This window comes from Curtobacterium sp. PhB190 (assembly GCF_004365385.1).
In the GTDB taxonomy this organism is placed as follows: Bacteria; Actinomycetota; Actinomycetes; order Actinomycetales; family Microbacteriaceae; genus Curtobacterium.
Window position 1 is genome coordinate 42,908 of sequence record NZ_SODN01000009.1, and the last position, 17,805, is coordinate 60,712.

General features: G+C 65.9%; 20 protein-coding genes. 8 read left to right on the forward strand and 12 right to left on the reverse strand.

What is annotated here, in order from left to right; genetic code table 11:
• Positions 1-152: 152 nt before the first annotated feature.
• From EDF47_RS15485 to EDF47_RS15510, 6 genes are all read right to left on the reverse strand, one after another.
• Positions 153-653: a hypothetical protein gene (locus EDF47_RS15485; RefSeq protein ID WP_133938590.1), complete on the reverse strand. Its 501-nt coding sequence runs from the start codon at positions 651-653 to the stop codon at positions 153-155.
• A 697-nt stretch (positions 654-1,350) separates the two neighbouring features.
• Entirely contained in the window at positions 1,351-1,800 is a 450-nt protein-coding gene (locus EDF47_RS15490) for a hypothetical protein (protein WP_166673246.1), read from the reverse strand.
• A gap of 5 nt (positions 1,801-1,805) precedes the next feature.
• The gene (locus EDF47_RS15495; RefSeq protein WP_131881605.1) at positions 1,806-2,054 is read right to left on the reverse strand and encodes a glutaredoxin domain-containing protein; all 249 of its coding nucleotides are present in this window, start codon (positions 2,052-2,054) and stop codon (positions 1,806-1,808) included.
• Positions 2,055-2,409: 355 nt separating this feature from the next.
• Positions 2,410-2,871 carry a hypothetical protein gene (locus tag EDF47_RS15500; RefSeq protein ID WP_131881607.1) on the reverse strand — a complete coding sequence of 154 codons (462 nt, stop codon included), beginning with the start codon at positions 2,869-2,871 and terminating at the stop codon, positions 2,410-2,412.
• A gap of 106 nt (positions 2,872-2,977) precedes the next feature.
• A complete protein-coding gene (locus tag EDF47_RS15505; protein WP_131881609.1) occupies positions 2,978-3,529 on the reverse strand; it encodes an LPD29 domain-containing protein in 552 nt (183 codons plus the stop codon).
• Between the two features lie 84 nt (positions 3,530-3,613).
• Positions 3,614-3,820, reverse strand: coding sequence for a hypothetical protein (locus EDF47_RS15510; protein ID WP_131881611.1), 207 nt, complete (start codon positions 3,818-3,820; stop codon positions 3,614-3,616).
• 305 nt (positions 3,821-4,125) lie between these two features.
• On the opposite strand from EDF47_RS15510, the gene EDF47_RS15515 reads away from it, so the two are divergent.
• Positions 4,126-4,305: a hypothetical protein gene (locus EDF47_RS15515; RefSeq protein ID WP_131881613.1), complete on the forward strand. Its 180-nt coding sequence runs from the start codon at positions 4,126-4,128 to the stop codon at positions 4,303-4,305.
• 125 nt (positions 4,306-4,430) lie between these two features.
• A complete protein-coding gene (locus EDF47_RS19930; protein ID WP_165932455.1) occupies positions 4,431-4,607 on the forward strand; it encodes a hypothetical protein in 177 nt (58 codons plus the stop codon).
• Between the two features lie 249 nt (positions 4,608-4,856).
• Here the strand turns inward: EDF47_RS19930 and EDF47_RS15520 are convergent, their stop codons facing one another.
• The 3 genes from EDF47_RS15520 to EDF47_RS15530 all read right to left on the reverse strand — a co-directional run bounded on the left by EDF47_RS15520 (position 4,857) and on the right by EDF47_RS15530 (position 7,655).
• Positions 4,857-6,314, reverse strand: coding sequence for a hypothetical protein (locus EDF47_RS15520; protein WP_133938586.1), 1,458 nt, complete (start codon positions 6,312-6,314; stop codon positions 4,857-4,859).
• 107 nt (positions 6,315-6,421) lie between these two features.
• Complete coding sequence (locus tag EDF47_RS15525) at positions 6,422-6,760, reverse strand: DUF3846 domain-containing protein (protein ID WP_166673247.1); 339 nt, start codon at positions 6,758-6,760, stop codon at positions 6,422-6,424.
• Positions 6,761-7,367: 607 nt separating this feature from the next.
• Entirely contained in the window at positions 7,368-7,655 is a 288-nt protein-coding gene (locus tag EDF47_RS15530; RefSeq protein WP_133938582.1) for a hypothetical protein, read from the reverse strand.
• A 598-nt stretch (positions 7,656-8,253) separates the two neighbouring features.
• On the opposite strand from EDF47_RS15530, the gene EDF47_RS15535 reads away from it, so the two are divergent.
• On the forward strand, positions 8,254-8,544 hold the full coding sequence (locus EDF47_RS15535) for a hypothetical protein (protein ID WP_133938580.1): 291 nt from the start codon (positions 8,254-8,256) through the stop codon (positions 8,542-8,544).
• Positions 8,545-9,221: 677 nt separating this feature from the next.
• Here the strand turns inward: EDF47_RS15535 and EDF47_RS15540 are convergent.
• On the reverse strand, positions 9,222-11,444 hold the full coding sequence (locus EDF47_RS15540) for a phospholipase A2 (protein WP_166673248.1): 2,223 nt from the start codon (positions 11,442-11,444) through the stop codon (positions 9,222-9,224).
• A 289-nt stretch (positions 11,445-11,733) separates the two neighbouring features.
• On the opposite strand from EDF47_RS15540, the gene EDF47_RS15545 reads away from it, so the two are divergent.
• Complete coding sequence (locus EDF47_RS15545; protein ID WP_166673249.1) at positions 11,734-12,450, forward strand: alpha/beta fold hydrolase; 717 nt, start codon at positions 11,734-11,736, stop codon at positions 12,448-12,450.
• Positions 12,451-12,457: 7 nt separating this feature from the next.
• Positions 12,458-13,018, forward strand: coding sequence for a GNAT family N-acetyltransferase (locus EDF47_RS15550; RefSeq protein WP_133938574.1), 561 nt, complete (start codon positions 12,458-12,460; stop codon positions 13,016-13,018).
• An 8-nt stretch (positions 13,019-13,026) separates the two neighbouring features.
• Here EDF47_RS15550 and EDF47_RS15555 read toward each other — a convergent pair whose 3' ends face one another.
• Positions 13,027-13,377, reverse strand: a complete 351-nt coding sequence (locus tag EDF47_RS15555; RefSeq protein ID WP_131881506.1) for a cupin domain-containing protein — start codon at positions 13,375-13,377, stop codon at positions 13,027-13,029.
• 367 nt (positions 13,378-13,744) lie between these two features.
• Here EDF47_RS15555 and EDF47_RS15560 point away from each other — a divergent pair, with 367 nt between their 5' ends.
• Positions 13,745-14,089 carry an Lsr2 family protein gene (locus EDF47_RS15560; RefSeq protein WP_133938572.1) on the forward strand — a complete coding sequence of 115 codons (345 nt, stop codon included), beginning with the start codon at positions 13,745-13,747 and terminating at the stop codon, positions 14,087-14,089.
• 116 nt (positions 14,090-14,205) lie between these two features.
• On the opposite strand, the gene EDF47_RS15565 is transcribed toward EDF47_RS15560, so the two are convergent.
• Positions 14,206-15,267: a hypothetical protein gene (locus EDF47_RS15565; RefSeq protein ID WP_133938570.1), complete on the reverse strand. Its 1,062-nt coding sequence runs from the start codon at positions 15,265-15,267 to the stop codon at positions 14,206-14,208.
• A gap of 478 nt (positions 15,268-15,745) precedes the next feature.
• Between EDF47_RS15565 and EDF47_RS15570 the strand changes: the two genes are divergently transcribed.
• Both EDF47_RS15570 and EDF47_RS15575 read left to right on the forward strand, forming a co-directional pair.
• Positions 15,746-16,411, forward strand: coding sequence for a recombinase family protein (locus tag EDF47_RS15570; protein ID WP_243834071.1), 666 nt, complete (start codon positions 15,746-15,748; stop codon positions 16,409-16,411).
• 220 nt (positions 16,412-16,631) lie between these two features.
• Positions 16,632-17,804 (forward strand): MFS transporter, encoded by a 1,173-nt coding sequence (locus EDF47_RS15575; protein WP_166673251.1) that lies wholly within the window; start codon positions 16,632-16,634, stop codon positions 17,802-17,804.
• Position 17,805: the final 1 nt, after the last annotated feature.

Sequence of the window (17,805 nt, forward strand, 5' to 3'; positions counted from 1 at the left end):
ACGCGCCTACGCCCGCGCTCACGGCTGGACGACAGCCGATCACTCCCCCAGCTGGACCGACACATGTCCGTCGCACACTGCGGCCGGTTCAGGCGGCGCCGGCGCTCGGACCGCTGGCCAGGTCGGGGCCTCTGGCCGTTAGGTGTCGGTGGTCACCAGAGCGTCGGAGTGTCCGGCGCGATCCCTGTGCGGCACGCACGGATCGCTGCCGGATCCCACCCGTGATCCCGGAACGCTTCGCGGAGCTCACGAGACAAGCCCACACGTTCACTGCGCTGCAGGCCAGCCATCCGAACCGCGGTCGACCCGTTGCGGTGACGGCCGCGCTGTACACGCTCGAGCATGTTCCCCCGGTGCGTTCCCGGCGCCAGGTGCGACACCGCTGCGTCGACGTCGACGTGGACGCACAACGGGATATCGCAGGCATGCAGCAGCAGCACCGTCGGGTGCAGCGCCGTGCCGGTGAGGTGTTCGTACAGCCACCGCTGCGGCCGCATCGCACGCTGACCACCGCCGGGCTGCGGAACCCAGAAGCGGCCGTAGCCGTCATCGCCAATGGCACCGGTCCAGATCCAGCAGTCACTGGGCGCCGGCCCCCGCACAACGTGCGAGAAGAAGCGATCCTCCGCGGGGATCGGCTGCCGTCCCGGCATCAGTCGCTCAGTGCACAACGAACGAGCATGCTGGGGATGGCGCCGGGCCACTCGCTCATTCCGACGGCGTTCATCAACGAGTCCAAGTGTCTCGGCTGGTCACGGTCGCTACGACGTTCCCCGCCACCGCAACCGCAGTCTCTCGGCGATAGACCGGCCCGTCGAGGCGTACTGGGGCGAGTGTGTAGAGGTATCTCGCGCGAGCACCCTTCACGTTGCCGTTGACGTGATGCCGAGACGGCGGCTCAGCGAACAGGTAGACCGCTTGCTGCGAGCGAGTGAACGGGCAATCGGATCGGAACATGCGGGCACTCCGTCGGCACCGAGCCTGCTCGAGCATGACCATGTCACCGACAGCCCAGTCCTCCGCGGTGGCGTGCCACACCGATCCGGACATCAACGACGCCGTGTCTCCCGCCCCGAGGAGTCTGTACCCGCCGCACACCCACGGAACCAGCGCGACCCCGATGAAAAGCAGGGGCATCACACTCAGCACGACGATCAGCGAGCCGACACCAGGGGCAACAACCGACCACACCATTGCGCCGAGATAGACGAGCAGGAGCACAACGACCGTTACAGCAAGTGCTCTCCCTGCTCCGCCACCAAACGCTGTGCCGGCGCGAACCGAGGCGGCTGACGGCTGCCCGGCGCTTGCTTGGTTCCGCTCCCAGTTCACCGTTTCAGTCTCCTCCGGTCAGGCGCGGGCGCCGACGTACTGGGGGAACATGCGGTCCATCGTCGCTTCGTGGCGGGCGGCACGGTCGTCCTCGCCACGGGCGCGGGAGATCTCCGCGAACGTCGGCCCCGACGCGGACGGTTCAGCGGGTGCGGGTCGGCGGCTCATTTCGGCGTAGTACCGGTCTGCGTCGTGCTCGGCCTGCTCGAGGCGGGCCCGCAGCTCGAGGACCTCAGCCACGAGTGCCGGGGCGGCCATCTGAAACCCGACCATGAACCCAGCCTCGTAGACCTGACGCTGCTCGTCGGTGAGTTCCCACTCGCGGACGTGCTCGGTCGGGTCCGCGCATGCCTGGTCGATCGCGCGGAAGGCTGCGACGGTGTCGCCGGCGTAGAGCTCGTCGACGGCGTCGCGGGTGGACTGCTGCACGATGTCGGGGCTGATGGTGGTCGGACGTTCGAGGGTCATCGTCATCACGCGGCCGTGCTCGAGGCGAGTTCGCTGATCTTGTCGGGGCGGAACCCGCTCCAGGAGCCGGTCTCCGTGTCGGTGACGACGATGGGGGCGTTCATGCCGAGGGTGGTCTTCCACTCGTCGATCTGCGCCTGGTCGACGTCGTCGAGGTGCAGCTCGGTGTACTCGATGCCGGCGGAGGCGAGAGCACGCTCGGTGGCCTTGCACATGCCGCAGAACCCGGACTTGGTGTAAACCGTGATGCTCATCGAAATCACCTTTTCGTAAAGTCTGTTTGCCGGGGACCCGCTCCCCGTTGCATGCTTCTATTCTACGTCGGCGGCACCAATAATGGTACCCTTTTCCGCACATTCTTCTACTATTTTTTAGCCGGGCGGCACACCTGTTGCGGACCCATGCGTGTGCATTGTTTGGCACCAGGGAATGGCGTTTATGAACGCACGGCTGGGGCATCAATAACGGCGGGAGGGCTGGGGATCCCCAGGAGCATTGAACCGGTAATGCAATCACGGGAAGCCGTTAGGAATAGTGGGCTGCGCATTCCTGAACTGTGTCGTCCCGGCGCTTTTCACCACGTCGGGGACAGCCGCCGCCTCCCGTGGGTCAGCCCGTGACGGGGTGCGGTGCGCTGGTCGCGGCGGTGGTCACGGTGACGTCGTCGTGGTCGCACTCCCAGAACAACATGCGGACGTCGTCGGCGATCGATTCGGGGAGCTGCTCGTTCGTCCACGCCGTCGACGGGAACGAGACCGTGACGGTGACTGTCGTCATGGGGGCGGTGGAGGACGGGCCGTGGCCGGCGCCGCCCCACTCGTACTGCCACGCGATCGCGACGTGTCCGGCGGGGCCGCCGTGGTAGCGGTCGAACACGGCCCGGTGCTCGTCGTCGGTGTGCTGCAGCGGCCGGGTGCAGGTCCAGCGGGTGCCGTCGACGTCGTAGGTCGTCGCACCGCACACCGGCACGCGGGGATCGACGTCCGCGCCGGGAGCCATGTCCGCGGCCGGAGCCTGCGGGTCGGTCTGCTCGTCGTCGAGGTGGGTGGGGCGTTCGTAGGTGATGTACATGGTCGTGGTGCCTCTCTAAGCTGTGTGGGCGGTCTGGGTCGAGACGTCCGGACCGCGCCTCAGGGAGGCGGGGGCGTTCCGAATCCGGGACGCCCCCGCCGTTTATCTAGCGGCGTGCGGCGGCCGGGGTGAGGTCGACGTGCTGCAGCAAGAACCGCACCGCGGACCATGCAGAGAGTTGCGGGCGGTCCCAGGCGTGCCAGCCGTCGTTGAACTCGCAGCCCTGCGCATCCGTGATGTCGCGGCCCTCGACCAAGACGCCGGCGTCGTCGCAGAGGACCAGGTGCGGCATGTTGCTGCACTCGCGGATGATCCGCTGGGCTTCGAGGTGCCCGGCGGCGGTGAAGTCGCGGGCGGTGTTGATGCCGTCGCAGCAGTAGCGAATCTCGGTCGGCATCTCCCCCGGCTCCCCAGCGACGAGGGTGGTGCCGTGGTCGGTGTAGGTGTCGGTCATCCCGTCGAACGAGCGACCCTCGTACTTGCCGCAGATCTCGTCGACCTGCGCAGTGGTGGGGCCGTCCTCGTGATGGACGTTGATCCACGCCGCCGCGGTACCGGTGGAGCAGCGCACGGAGAAGCGCTCGCCCGGGAACTGGGTGCGCAGTTCCTTGCGGAGCAGGGCCGCGACGGCCTTGGTGGAGATGAGGGTGGTAGGCATGTGGTGCCGGTCCTTTCGGGGGTCGGTTGTGGGAGAGTGATTCGGGCGGCCGGGACCAAATTCGTGTTGGTCCCGGCCGCTTGGTCACTCCCGACCGCTGTCGTGGGTGAAGGTGTCGACGAACGTGGTGAACTGCAGACCCGCAACCGTGGCGGTGTGGGTCAGCTGGTAGCCCTGACGGGCGCGGCCCCGGAGGTCGTCGTCCCGTTCGGCGATCTTCGCCAACTGCCGCGGAATGTCGTCCTCGCCCACGACCGGAACAATCGTTGTGACGGTGTCGATGTGCTGCATTCGCTTTCCTCTCCCTCTCGTTGTTTTGCCTGGAAGGCGACTTGTCGCCGCTAGGACGGGAGGGTGGAGTGCAACCCGAAGGGCGGAGGGGAGAGAATTTCGGCGCGAAATAAGCGAAGCGCGTGCCGGAAATCTCGGAGGATCCGGCCGCGCAGCGGCTTGCGCGGAGCCCGGACGTCCGTACGCTGCCGAAGGCTTCCAGGCAAAACAACGGCTCGCAGGGTCTGACAGTGCCGGCGGAGCCGGTTCCACCCGGAGCGCAGCGACTCCCGGCCCCCGGCCGGAAGCCCTGGAAGACTCACCCCATGACCGAGCACGCAGAACACTCCGCCCCGCGGCCACGCCGGCGCCCGTTCCGCGCGATCCAGCGGTTCCTCGACTCGATCGCGCCCCTGCTCGACTTCCTCGGTCTGCTCGCAGGCCTGGTGCTCGTCATCAACCTCATGATCCGATCGCTGAACGGCGAGCACTTCGGCATGTTCTAACCCCGAGACTTTGTGCAAGACCGCACAAAGTGCGGCAGGATCATGCAAGCGCGTCGACGATGCGAGCGCTTCATCCCTGGGGGGCGCATCGTCGATGCTGCTCATGCCCGACCCGAGGGGAGTCGATGGTGCTGCTGCGGAAGCATGCTGAAGAGATGCGTGACATGTACGCGAACGAGATCGCGGCCGCCGTCCACGGCGGCGTCGAACCGGCACAGCTGCAGGTGGAGTCGTGGGCGCGGTACGACGCCGCGGTACGCGGCGGAGATCCCGCGGCCGCATTCCCATCGTCCCGGCCCTGACCGGCAGCCGGCCCGCTCGAGCGTCGATCCTGGCTGCTCCCCTGGCCCGCCGGAGGCGGTGACAGCCGCGAGCTCCGTCGAGCGGCTCCGGGTCGGGAGGGGCGAAGCCCTTGCCGCCGTGCCCGCAGGGTGCGGCGCAGCCCACGGACACCCAGACGGTCCAATGGGACATGTTCGGGGCCGGATGGGACACGATCGTGGGCTGGGTGGGCGTGAGGGCCGCTTGCTGCGACCCTCACGCCGGTTCACCTACTCGGCCGCGGTGTCCTCGTTCGCGGTGTCCGCGGTGTCGGCTGCCGCCTCAGTGGGGGCGTCGCCAGCGCTGGCCTGGCCGGTGACGATCTGCTCAACGTGGGAGAGGGTGTAGCCCCACGCGGTCAACTGGGTCAGGTACGGCACCGCGACGGTGGCGGCCATGCTCCACCCGTACCGGCCCACCGCCGACTCGACCTCCGCCAGGCCGAACGCGAACGCGACGTGTCCGGCCTTCCCGGGCCGCTTCCGCGCCCACTCGGCCGCGTCAGCGTCCTCGGGGACGCCCAGCAGGTCGGCGGCGGTGACGCGCTGGCCGTAGTAGTCCCGCATCGGCGTCAGCAGCGCCGCCGCGGTCCATCGGGCTGCGTCCTTTGGGATCGCCTTCGATCCGACGAGTCCGGCGAGCCAGACCCGACGGACCTCGCGTGCAGCGGTCCACTCGTCCTGCAGGCGGTTGTCCCGCTCACGGCGAGCCGCGGCCGCTTCGGCTTCGGCGGCGCGCTCGGCTTCTTCCTCCGGGGTCAACTCGGCCACGGGGCGGTCGTAGAAGTGCCGAGCCGTGTGCTGCTCCGGGGTGGTGCACACCGCGGCTACGGACGCTGCGCCACCGATCGGCTGCACCAGCACCGCGTGCCCCGCGCACGCGGTGTGGGCCTCCGGGTCGAGGGCGGGGAGCATGGCCCGCGAATCGTTCTCGGGGACCGACTCGTCCGACAGGCCGTCGAGGCGCTTCCACCCGAGCGCCGCGTCGTCGTCGACGACGGCGACACCCTGCTCCCGGTACTGCTCCGCCACCTTCGCAGCTTCCGCTTCCGCAATACGGCGGTTGCGGTGCTGCTGGGCGACGAACGGCAGTTCATCGTCGTAGCCCTCGCTGATGCACTCGTTCAGTTCCGCCGTCGCGTCCTCGTCACCCTCGAACTCAGCCAGCAGCAGCGCCGCGTCGAACGACACCTGCCGGTCGATCACCGCGGCGGTGGCGGCCTCCGACTTCGCCACGGTCAACGTCGCCTGCACCTGCTCCTTGTCGGTGCCGGTCTCGCGGGCGATCCCGGCGACGGAGAGGCCTGCGAGTTCCAACTGCCGGTACGCGTTCAGACGGTCCCCGTCGGTCAGGGCGGTGCGGCGTTCGTTGGCGACCAACTGCTCCGCGATCCGCTGGGCGGGGGTGTCGCCGCGCTCAGTGACGAACACGGTCACGGTCGTCCCGGCCTCGCGGGCGGCGAGGACGCGCATCTGCCCGTCGCGGACCACCACGGCCCCGTCCGTGTTGCGGTAGCCGATGGTCGGCAGGAGCACCCCGTGGCGCTTCACGGACGCGAGGAACGCGGGGTCGAGGTCAGCCGCGGTACGGACGTTGTCCTCAATCACGGCCTCCGAGGCCGGGATGGTGACCAGGTCCACGCCCACCGCGTCAGCGGTGTCAGTGGTGGTCTGGGTGTTCTCGGTCATGGTCATGTCGTTTGCTACGCTTTCCGGTAGTGACCGGGTGCGGGTCCTGGCAAATTGCAGTTGTCGGGAATTCCGCACCCGGTCTTTTCTATGGGTGCTGCGGTGTCTTACTGGTGGAGTGCCGCGGTGAGCGCTTCCGCTCGGGTGAGTGCGGCGCGTGCGCGGCCGAACGCGGTCATGATCGCCGTGTACTGATCCGGCGACAGTGACCGGGTGTCCCCGGCCTCGTCGTAGGTCAGGAACAGGACCGTCCCGTACAGCGGCGACGCCGCCCGCGACCGGCCGAGGGCAACCGCTGCGACAGTGGCGAGGTCGTTGCGCTCCCCCGCGTACATGCCCTCGTCATCGATCCACGCATCGATCCGGCCGTCGAGGCGGACCACGTCCACCAGGCGGCACCCGATCTGCTCCCGCGTGCCCTGCAGGGTCGACTCACGTGCGTTCACGACGACGCCTTCAACCGCACCATCTGCGGTCGCTCGAATACCCATCAACTTCATTTCCTTCTTCCTCTCCCTTTCGTTGTTTGCCCGGGAAGGCACGTAGTGCCGATAGGACGAGGAGCCGGGGTGCAAGCCCAAAGCGGCGACGCTCCGAGAAGTTTCGACCGGCCCCGTCCCGCCGACGCAGGAGATCTACACGACGGGGCCGGTCGAAAGTTCTCGCGTGCGGCGGTGGCGACGGCTTGCGGCCCGGAACCTCGTCCGTACAATCGCCGAAGGCTTCCCGGGCAAACAACGAACCCGGCAGGGTTCGACAAGCACTGGCCGGCTCGCCGGCTCCCTCCAGTCAGGACAGGCCGCCGGAGGCGGGGCCGCTCAGACCAGAACAGCCCGCCGGCAAGGCGGCCCGCTCACCTCTCCCCCTCGAGGAGCTCACCGGCGCGCAGAGGCCAGCAGGCATGAAGCGGCCCCGGCCTGCAAGGGGGGACAGCAGTACCGGGGCCGGTGCTGCTCGGATCAAAATTGGGGGCTGATCCAAGCGGCCGCGCTCGAACGTGTTGGGGGAACAGTCCGAGCGCAACTCCACGGTATCGCTAGAACGTCTAGCGAGTCACCCCGACACGTTATGAGCCTGCTGAGACTCCGCTCGATGCTTCACCGCAGTCCGCCACACCCACGCCGCCGTCGCCGCCTGCCCGCTCCCCCACTCGACCAGGACCGCGTCACCGGTCGCCGCGATCGCCTTCGCCTCCACTCGCCGGTCGACACCGCGGTAAGTGCGGATCCACGCCCACACCGTTACCGGCGGCCGGACGTCGCCCACGGGCCCGCCACGGGCCTCCTGCGGGATGGAGACGGCTTCTTCGGGCAACCAGCGGCCACGCCGGCGCTGACCCATCAGCGGCGCGCCTGCGGCCACAGAGAACGCTTCTTGAGCCGGTCCATCGGCACCCACACGTGGTGCACGAAACCCGTGTACACGAGCTGCACATAAACCATGTCCCCGTCGACTTGCTCAACGAACCCGGCACGTTTGCGGGCCCGACCGGGTGAACTCGACCCGCACCCACACCGCCGGGTAACCGGACACTCGATCTGGTGCCGGCGGGGCCTCGATGCCGAGGGGCTGGTCCCCGGGCGGATCGGGATGGCTCGGCGGCGCCCACCGGTGTTCGGGCATGAGTCCGATGATGACCGCGGCCGCCGACACCCGGCCTCAGCGGTCGCGCCGGTTCAGCCGGCGGATGACCCTCCGCTTTGCGGCCGCGAGCTCGTCGATCAACATCCACTGCAACCGCGCGAGCTCATCGTCCACAATCAGCCGGCTAGACACGCGAACCGATCATCCATCCACCATGACCCCGCCACCTCGTGCAGCTGTTGCCGACGTCGGCGAACCGGCCACGGCTCCGCCGATGGCCTGCGCAGCGCAGCGCAGACAGGGCGCACGCGCGCAGCGCGAATCTGGTGTCGGCGCGATCGGTGAAGATGGATCCATGACCACCGTCCGCGGCACGATCCGCTCCACAAACGCCATCACCGCTGACGGCCACGCAGACAACCAGAGCATCGCCCGGGCCCGCGACGTCGAAGGCCTGGACCGCACCGGGTACGACGTCGTGCAGACGAACAGGCTGAGCTCGACCGCGGCCGTCCGCGCTGTCGCCCGGTCGACCGAGATCCAGCCGCACGAGGCATCCGGGCCGAACTGCGACGCAGCCCTGAAGGCGTACCGGCAGTCGATCCCCGACGGGTGGATCAGCCTCGGCATCACCGTCGACGCCTGACGCCGGCGAGAGACGAGACGGCATGGCAATCCACCCAGCGATCGTGCTCACCTGCGACGGCTACCAGTGCAGCGAAAAGCTCGCCCTTATCGGCCCCAACGCGGTCAGCTACGGCGGTGCTCGGGGGCATGCCGAGTCGTACGGGTGGGACTGCTCAGTAGACGACGTCGACTGGTGCCCGAACTGCAGGGCAGCGCAGGCCGCCCTCGATTCACGGGACACCGTTCAGGGTCAGCGGTGACGTCGCTCCTCCTGCACCAGTCCGATGAGCGCGAGCGTGCGCTGCAGCTCGGCCTCGGACTCCCAGAACCCGGCCGCCGAGCAGTCTGCACGACGTCCCGTGACCGATCTTGCGGCCCGCTAGCGCCGGGAGGTCGCTCGGAGTGCGGCCATTGGATATGACAGAGGGGTGAGTGGATTGCTCGACTCACCCCTCTGCATCAAATAATTAGACGACCTTGCACGTCAGACTAGCTACTGCCGACGAAAAAGCCCAACTATGGTGAACACCAGGCCGACAACACCGGTGACCAATCCGAGTAAGTACAGAAGTCCTGCTGGAAAATTGACACCGGTCCCCTCCGGCGTGAAGATAACCCAGACCGATCCCACCGCAATGAGCACGAACGCACATGACAGGATAATAGCGGCTGCGCCAAATGGCGTCCTTAAGCTACTCATACCTTGCTTCCTTTACCCTTGTAAAACAGGAGTCCGAGGTTTCGAACACCGAAGTAGTATTCCGCAGCGATGCCATAGCAGAGGTTTCGGTTTCTCCCCGCTGAATAAGCATTACGGCAAACCTTCTGCAGCCCAGCGAGGAATGCATTGTCGCAACTAAGCCTGCTGGTACGTGATTCCTTGGCATAGCAACGGTCATGGTTGTTGCAGACCGGCTTGAAGTAAGCCTTGCCCCACGATTGCGGCACTCCCGTGCAGCCATTCACAGTCGACTTAGAAGCCATGCTACTCATGGCACCGCTGTTCGCTGTCTGATCTTCTTCCGGTTCCGTCGAAGTCACCGGCTCTCCATCGTTGGCCACGCGGAAACGCCACGTCGGAGTGGACACTTCAGTGGTACGAGTCCAGTCACTGAGAGCCCGAACCTTCGCGCTCCACTCGAACGAGTGGCCTGCGGGAAGGCCAGTGAGGGCAGTCGGTAGACCTTCGTTGGAATTTGTCGAGAAGACGGTACCATCCGTCTGGTCGACCACCGTGTACGCCACACTCGCGTCTGCCGGAAGGGATCCAGTCAAGGACGACATTGCCGCCAGTACAGCCTGCTCGCCAGAGATTACTGAGTTGTCAGCGATTGAGGGGATCAGCGCCGCGGTTGACCAATCGCCGACACCAAACTGATAACTGGACACTGGCCCGTCGGAAACGCCGTCCGTTACGAACGCTTCCACCTTCACTGACCCAGTAAGGTTCTGCAGCTGATACGCGAAGGAGCTTGATTGCCCCTCACTAAGCGCGAATGCCGCCTCCGGGAGGCCGTTGACGTTGACCTGCAGTTCCTGACCCGTACGGAAGGCGGAAGGAGCTGAGAAGGTGCAGTTAATCGCACCGGCGCCAGTCGTCGGCGCCTCTGCCCACGCGCCGGCCGCGAAGGGAGCGTCACAGGCAATTCGCGGCAGCTGCGCATTGGCGTACCAGCCTTGCACATCGATCAGATAGTTGGTGGGGGACGCAATATTGTTGAGGCTGATCTTGCCGTTTGCGCCGACCGGAACGGTGATCGTGTTGGTGCGGATCTCGTCAGCGCGGAAGTTGATCGAGGTGGTGTCTGGCTTGGCGGTGCCGTCCGCCCAGACGGTTGCGCGGCCTTCACTGCCACCGTGGTACGCCGTCAGGGTGAGGACCACCGCGTTGATGCCGGAGCCCATCACGGGAACGCCCGCCTTGCCGGTGACCTGAATGGAACGCGTCTCGTTCGCGGCAAGGACTGTTTCGCCGCTTGCGGTGGAGTTGTACACGCGGCCAATTCCAGGGGTGAAGGTGGCGCCTGCGGTGCCAGCAGCGGTGAAGTACCCCTGCAGATCGACGGCGAGGTTCGCAGTGCCCGACGGGTTCGCGATAGTCATTTTTCCTGAAGAAGACAGCTGCACCTGCGCCTGGATCGACGTGTTCGTCGATGGGGCATAGTGAAGGGCGTTCTTCGGGGCGGTGGTGCCGGTCGGGTACGGGGTGAGGTAGCCGTCGGAGGTGCTGGTGCTCTGGGGCACCAGATTGACGACCGCGGCGGAGGCGTTCGCGGGAACGCCGTTGGCGCCGGCGACCTGCACGTCGATGCTGCTGCCAGGGGTGAGGATTGCCTTGGGCGCACCGAGTCCGCTTCGGGTATCGACGATCCGCTTCCCAGCGACGGGAACGAACCCGCCGGCAGCGGTGCCATCCTCGCCGCTGGTGTAGTAGCCCTGCACGTCCAGGATGAGCCGCGAGGCGGTCTCGGTCGCGACCTGGATCGTGCCATCGGAGTTCACGGCGACGATTGCCGAGTTCGACACATACTCCCCAGTGTTGTCGTTGTAGATCAGCATCATCGTCCGCGACGTGTCCGCGTTCGGTCGACCGAAGAGCGTGCCGTTGTCGGTAGAACCACCGACGGTGGCGTTCAACGACACCGCGCCCACCGAGCCGTCGTCGGGGATCCCAGCGAGACCGGCGATCTTGATGGTCCGATACTTCCCGGCTTCCATCGGTGTGCTGTAGCCACCGACGCCGTTCTTGGTGTCGAGAACACGGCCAGTGGCAGGAACGAACACTCCACCGGTTCCGGTGTCGTTGATTGCCTGCGCCGGTGTGGCGACGAGCAGCGATCCAACAAGTGCGATGGCGCTGAGGATTACGACAGCGATGCTGCGCTTCCTCGTGCGCGGAGCGTGCAGCAGTGTGCGCACGAGACCCCCTAGATGAACGACAGCACGGGTTGCTGTCAGCTTGCGCAGCATATGAGGAAGCTGAGTGTCTGTACCCGACCCCCGAACGGGGAAAAACGGAAAAGCCCTGGTCAAACCGGGTAGCACCGTGGCGGGCTTAGTGAACCCTCAGCAAACGCGGTCGGGGAGGTACCCGTGCGACACATCGAAGCCAAGCGGATAGCCAAGCCTGAGGCGCGAAGACCGGCCCGATAGCCGATCGGCTATCGAGGCAATCGGCTGGTGGCGCGGGATGTGCTTCGATACCCCGATGAAGCTTCACGTTGAGGTGCAGGGCCGGGGGAAACGTACGGCGGTGCTGCTACACGGGATGACCGGATCACATGAGAGTTGGTGGCGAGTCGTCCCGCTGCTGGTCGAGAGCGGCTACCGCGTTCTTGCGGTCGATCTCCCGGGCCACGGGCTGTCGCCCCGCGACGACACCATGACGGTGGATCGCGCCGCTCGGTCGATCTCGGAGTCCATTGCCGACGATTGCGGGTCGGTGCTCAACCTGGTGATGGGGCATTCGTACGGTGGGCTGCTCCTCGCCGCGGCTGTGGACACCGCGCTGCTCACACCGGAACTCTCGGTCTACATCGACACTCCATTCACCACACGCGGCGGCTGGGATCGAGCCGAGCTCACCGCCGAGTACGAGCAGGACAAGCGGGCTCGCACCTATGACGGGCTCCGAGCATCGCGGCCGTTCTACAGCGACCAGGACTGCGTGGTCGAGGCTCGGGCAGCGGAGCACTTCGATCCGGCCACTGTGGCCGCGCCGGCGACGGGCGCTGGGGTCTCCTTCGAGCCGGATCCCGGATCGATCATCGTTCGAGCGAAGCCGAGCTCGTATGTCGACGACGAGACGGCGGCTCGGCACCGTAGCCGGGGCGTGATCGTCCGTGACGTTCCCGGTGCTGCCCACTCTGTCTGGTACAGCCACTTCGACCAGTTCGTCGCCGCACTGCCCGAGGTGTTCCAGTAGCCCATCGGTGACCGAGACGCCCGCTACGCCTCGCACGACCATCCCTCAAACTGGTGAGATGGCAAACATCCGCCGAGCAACCGTCCGGGACGCTGAAGCGATCGGACTGTTCCAGATGCGTGCATGGGAGCAGACGTACCGCGGCGTCGTCCCGGACTCGTTCCTCGACGCCAGGGCCGCCCAGCCGGGAACCGGACGCTGGGCGGAGCGCATCCGTGGCGGAAGCCGGCGCGTGTTCGTGGCCGAGTCGGCCAACGGCCGGCTCCTCGGCGTCGCCAGCACGACGCACACATCCGAAGCACGGCACGGCCTTCCCGCACTCGAACTATCAACCCTGTACGTCGATCAGGGCTCACACGGAACAGGGCTGGCGTCGAATCTCCTCCACGCCGCGATCAGCGAAGACGACGCGCACCTGCTCGTGTTCTCGTTCAATCTGCGCGCCCAGCGCTTCTACGCGAAGCACGGATTCGAGCGCATCGACAGGCGGCAGCTCGACCCAGGAACCGGACTCAACGAAGAACGATGGATCCGGCAGCTCCCCGATCCCGACAGCCCGACTCGTTAACCGATCCACTACCGGTCAGCCCTGTGCCGGGACTTGATCTCAGGCGCTGATCCCTCCGCGAGGAGGAAGTAGCCGAGGAACACGAGGTCCTCGCTCGTGGTGTCGAACTTGGAGATGACGACCTCCGCCGGCTCGTAGAAGACATCACCCGCGCGGAGAGTGGTCTCTGCCTCGTCGCCGATTTGGAAAGTGACCGACCCCTTCTCGATGGTCCCGAACACAGGGCCGTTGTGAACATGGGCGCCACCCGTCGTGCCGGCCGCGATCGAGATTCGGCGCACCTCGACGTGCGATACGTCCATGCTGCCGCCGATAGCCTGGTCGAGAAGAGTCGATCGAGTGATGGGCGATTCAGTCATAGCCGCAGTCTGCCAGGACTGGCCGGCCCTCCCGAGGAGCGTCCTGGACCTAAGCGGGTACGGCCAAAAGATCGCTCGAGGCTGTCCGTAGACCGATCGCCTTGACGCTGCAGGATCGTCGTCCCGATCCCCCAGTAGAGGCGGATGAATTCTGTGTTCACGCGGCGCTGCGCCGTGAACCGAGCCGCATGCACTTGCCGCGTCAGCTCGGCAAGAGCAGCGGCATACCCGGATACGGCTGGCGACGAATCAGACATCACTGCCCAGTCTGTCCGATCAGCCGATCGGAAGAAGAACGAACGAAGCGTTCTCCGGGATCAGCTATGCCAGGGTGGAGATGATCCCCAAGCGAAAGGCGACCTCCACCATGGCGCAGAAAGTCACCACGCACCTGGTCGATGACCTCACCGGCGACACCATCGAGGAAGGCAAGGGCCGCACCGTGTCCTTCTCCTTTGACGGCGGGCACTACGAGATCGATCTCACCGACGACAACGCTGACGCGCTCCGCGAAGCGTTCTCTGACTACGTCGCTGCCGCGCGAAAGGTCAACGGCCGCGCCGCGCGTACCAGTGCTGGCAGCGCGCCGAAGCGTGAGAACTCGGAAGAACTCGCGAAGATCCGCGAGTGGGCCAACGCGAACGGCCACGAGGTCTCCTCGCGTGGCCGTATCAGCCAGGCCGTCCGCGACGCGTACGACGCCGCACACTGACGCCACTCCCCCACGAAAAGAGCCGGCTGCCCTCGAGGGCAGCCGGCTCTTTTCATTGACGCCGATACGGCGCTCTTATGTCAGCCCAGCTTTCTGGAGGGACAAGACGGCTGCCGTTACTCGACTACCTTCACGAGCACGGCGGCCGCGGAATCGAAACCGTCCATGGCCGCGAGCGTGGGCAGCTCCGCGCCACCCAGTCCAGCGAGCTCGAGCGCTGCTCTACCAAGGCCATGCGCTGCGCCGATTGACTGACCATTCGCGAGCGCTGCATAGAATTGAGCAGCGTACGCAATCGCGTCAGTGTCGTCGATTTCATCAGACATCCCGATTGCGAATGGAGCGAGCGTCTCTACAAGCGCCTCGGCTTGAGCGGCTGAGTTGCACGAGTTGAGCACGATGAGAAGAGGTGGTTCGTCGACGGCTTGTACTGCATTCGCGAAGGCTCGCGCGGTGACCACAACGCCATCGTGAGGTTTGTCTACCTCATCCTCGAACTCGATCAGGTCATCATCGCTATGCCCCGAAAAGTGCACGATATGCGGCCGGAATCTAGTCAATCCGTCCAAAAGATCCTCTGTGGTGGCGGCAGGGCGGACGTCGAGTTCGATGAGATCCCGATGCTCCGCAGATTGAACCGCTCGGCGGATTCGGGTCTGCTCACGACCCACCCTCAACCCCCCGTCGGAGGATGCACCGAGGATCAAGATGCGCAGCTTTTCCTGGCGAGGAGTTCGAAGTTGCTGAACGGCGTCACGAACAGTGGCTTCACTCCGAGCTACACGAACTTCGAGCGCGGACTGATTCGCCGCTGCCGAGCGGCTGGCGCTTGCCAAAGCCTTCGCCTGATCGCGCTGAGCCGCTAAGGTCTCGGCTTGCTCTGCCTTGAAGAGCTTTGTCTGCAGTCCGGAAGCATCCTTCGCGTACGCCGTGGCCCGCGTCTGCCAGCTCGCCGCATCTTTGCCCGCTTGCGCTGCTTCAGCATCCCGTCGCTGCGCTTCGCGAAGTCGACTCGAGGCAGTACTCGCGCTTGTCGTTTTAGTCGCCGCCAAGCGTGCTTTGCTGGCATCGGCTCTCTTTTTTGATTCCTTCGTTCGATACTCTCCGACACGCCTTTCGGCGTCGATTTGCTGCTTCTGCTTGTTTTCCAGTTGCCGTCGGTACTGACTGGCACTCATGGCACCCTCGCTTCTGCTCTATCGGAAGAAGTGTCGCCCGGCCGCCGTGAGCGGCGGCCGGGCGACATGATCAGATGCGGAACGCTCGACCGCACTTGCCGCAATTGATGAGGCCGTGCCGCGTCACCTTGACGCCAACGAAGACGTTTCGGCAGTACGGGCAGGTGATGGTGGGGACGGACGGTGCCATGAAGAAACCTTTCGAGTCGGGTGCATGCTCTTCCACATGCCTCGAGAAGATTGTACGTCGACTGACCGACAATGTGGGATGGATCGATGACAGTTTCTGGATCGGATAGCATCACCGGCACGTGCACTCATGTTGACTTAGACAACTCGGGCGCAAGAAGTCGGTTTGGATTCGGTCGTAGTTCCTGCGCGTGGAGAGGGGCCGCTTACGCTCCTTGAGACGCGTGGTAGTGAGGTATACCCCAACGCAACAGTGCCGGGAGTAGTCAAATCGCGTGGTTCTAGGGTGCTGTTTCGTACTTCTGCCACAGGAGTGTGCGAGGGTCTAGGAGTGGTGCAACACAAGACGCAGACCGTCGCCTACGTTCGGGTGAGCTCGGTCGATCAGAACCTCGACCGGCAACTCGAGACCATCGGCGACGTCGACCGCGTGTTCGAGGAGAAGATCTCCGGCGGTGCACGCGCCGACCGTTTGGCCCTTGCCGACTGCATCGGCTACGTCCGGGACGGCGACACCGTCCGAGTCGCATCGATGGACCGGCTCGCACGCTCCCTTGGCGACTTGCGCGACATCGTCGACGAGATCACCGCGAAGGGTGCCTCAGTCGAGTTCGTGAAGGAGCAGCAGACCTACAGCCGCGACACCGACGACGCGATCGGCCGGCTCATGCTCAACCTCCTCGGCGCGTTCGCTGAGTTCGAACGCACCCTCATCCGCGAACGCCAACAAGAAGGCATCCGCATTGCAAAGGCTGCGGGCAAGTACAAGGGCCGCAACCGCAAACTGACCGACGACCAGATCACCGAAGCACGCCGCCTCATCAGCACCGGCGTGCCGAAGACCACCGTCGCTCGAGGGCTCGGCATCGACCGCACAACTCTCTACCGGATGCTCGCCACACCTATCTCCCCCGCTGCCACCGATTCAGCCGCTGGCGACGTCGTCGGTGTGTAGCGGGCATTTTCGCGGGACAGGCATACGGGAATACCCCTGTTCAGGCGGCCGTAGGCAACGGAACCCGTTGTGAGCGACGACTGTCGCGTAGCGGTGAACGACCGGCTACCGAGACGTCGACATGACCGGTTCAGCGTGCGTACGATCGACGCTGTCGGCGCTTCGCCGGCAGATGGGGAGTATGTCTCCCGGGTGGGTGGGCTCCGATCATGGAGCTCTCATGGCTGTCGTCTACCGACGTCTCGTGGCAAATCGGTCCTTCGTCGCCGGCATCGGAGCGGTTGCCCTCTCGGCTATCGCGCTCGGCATGATCCCGCTGTCACTGATCCTTTCCTCTGGCACGTCCCTGGTCGACGGAGCCTTCGCCGCGGGAGCGTTCGGCCTGGCGAATGCGGTGGGCGTCCCGATCCAGGGGGCGCTGATGGCTCGCATCGCTGCGCGTTGGGTCGTGGGCTCCAGTGCGGGCATGAGCTGCGGCGTCATGCTCGCGGTCGCTGCGTCGCCCGGTTCGGCGTGGCAGCCGGTCCTCTTGGTTGGAGCCGGGGTGTCGTTCCCGGCCCTGGCTGCGGCACTTCGAGCGTCGATCCCGCGCTCGTTCTCGAGGCCCGGTGAACGCACCGGCGCCTACGCGCTGCTCTCGGTCGCGTTCCAAGCGGGACTCGCCGTCGGGCCGGTGGTGGCGAGCCTCCTCGCGACCTCAGCGACTCGACGTCTCAGCTTCGTGATCGTTGCGGCAGTGATCGCGACCGCTGGCTCCCTGCTGGCGTTATCGATTGGAAGAAGCGCACCCTCGCACCGTTCCGGTCCGCCCCTTCCGGTGGCCGGCGTGGCGACATTCGGCCGGATCCTCGCGATCAGCGGGCTGGTGAGCATGGCGACGGGATCGCTGACCGCCATCGTGCCTGCAGTGGCACAGGCGGTCGGGAGCCGAGGACTGACAGGACCCGTGCTGGCGGCTCTGGCGCTCGGAGAAGCGGCTGGTGCACTCCTCTTCGGCGCCCGCCCGTTGCCGAGCAGTCGACGGTCGCAATTGGTCACTGCTCTGGCTCTAACCGCGAGCGGGTACGCGGCACTGGCGCTCGTTGCTGGCCAGCTCGTGCTCGTGGCTGGTTTGGTGTTCATCGCCGGGGCGCTGTCGAGCCCCGTGACGATCCTCCTATCCGCCGCGCTCGACGACGTCGTGCAGCCGGGGATGCTCGCCAGCGCGTACGGACTGATCGTCGTGGCTGCCGTCGGAGGCGCTGCGCTCGGAACGATTGCGGCCGGCCTCATCATCGGTAGCTCGGCAGGCGTCGCCGGCGTCGCCTGCGCAGCGGTCATATCGGCCACGGGAGTCGCAATCGCATCGGCACTTGCTGTTCCTCGCATCCAGCGTCGACCTACGTCTCACTGAG

Bases quoted from the DNA above. Each gene is read 5' to 3' on its own strand.
- EDF47_RS15490 (WP_166673246.1), bottom strand. From the start codon at position 1,800: ATGACCCTCGAACGTCCGACCACCATCAGCCCCGACATCGTGCAGCAG.
- EDF47_RS15555 (WP_131881506.1), bottom strand. From the start codon at position 13,377: ATGACTGAATCGCCCATCACTCGATCGACTCTTCTCGACCAGGCTATC.
- EDF47_RS15565 (WP_133938570.1), bottom strand. From the start codon at position 15,267: ATGAGTGCCAGTCAGTACCGACGGCAACTGGAAAACAAGCAGAAGCAG.
- EDF47_RS15500 (WP_131881607.1), bottom strand. From the start codon at position 2,871: ATGTACATCACCTACGAACGCCCCACCCACCTCGACGACGAGCAGACC.
- EDF47_RS15510 (WP_131881611.1), bottom strand. From the start codon at position 3,820: ATGCAGCACATCGACACCGTCACAACGATTGTTCCGGTCGTGGGCGAG.
- EDF47_RS15575 (WP_166673251.1), top strand. From the start codon at position 16,632: ATGGCTGTCGTCTACCGACGTCTCGTGGCAAATCGGTCCTTCGTCGCC.
- EDF47_RS15530 (WP_133938582.1), bottom strand. From the start codon at position 7,655: ATGGGTCAGCGCCGGCGTGGCCGCTGGTTGCCCGAAGAAGCCGTCTCC.
- EDF47_RS15515 (WP_131881613.1), top strand. From the start codon at position 4,126: ATGACCGAGCACGCAGAACACTCCGCCCCGCGGCCACGCCGGCGCCCG.
- EDF47_RS15495 (WP_131881605.1), bottom strand. From the start codon at position 2,054: ATGAGCATCACGGTTTACACCAAGTCCGGGTTCTGCGGCATGTGCAAG.
- EDF47_RS15535 (WP_133938580.1), top strand. From the start codon at position 8,254: ATGACCACCGTCCGCGGCACGATCCGCTCCACAAACGCCATCACCGCT.
- EDF47_RS15505 (WP_131881609.1), bottom strand. From the start codon at position 3,529: ATGCCTACCACCCTCATCTCCACCAAGGCCGTCGCGGCCCTGCTCCGC.
- EDF47_RS15560 (WP_133938572.1), top strand. From the start codon at position 13,745: ATGGCGCAGAAAGTCACCACGCACCTGGTCGATGACCTCACCGGCGAC.
- EDF47_RS15520 (WP_133938586.1), bottom strand. From the start codon at position 6,314: ATGACCGAGAACACCCAGACCACCACTGACACCGCTGACGCGGTGGGC.
- EDF47_RS19930 (WP_165932455.1), top strand. From the start codon at position 4,431: ATGGTGCTGCTGCGGAAGCATGCTGAAGAGATGCGTGACATGTACGCG.
- EDF47_RS15485 (WP_133938590.1), bottom strand. From the start codon at position 653: ATGCCGGGACGGCAGCCGATCCCCGCGGAGGATCGCTTCTTCTCGCAC.
- EDF47_RS15545 (WP_166673249.1), top strand. From the start codon at position 11,734: ATGAAGCTTCACGTTGAGGTGCAGGGCCGGGGGAAACGTACGGCGGTG.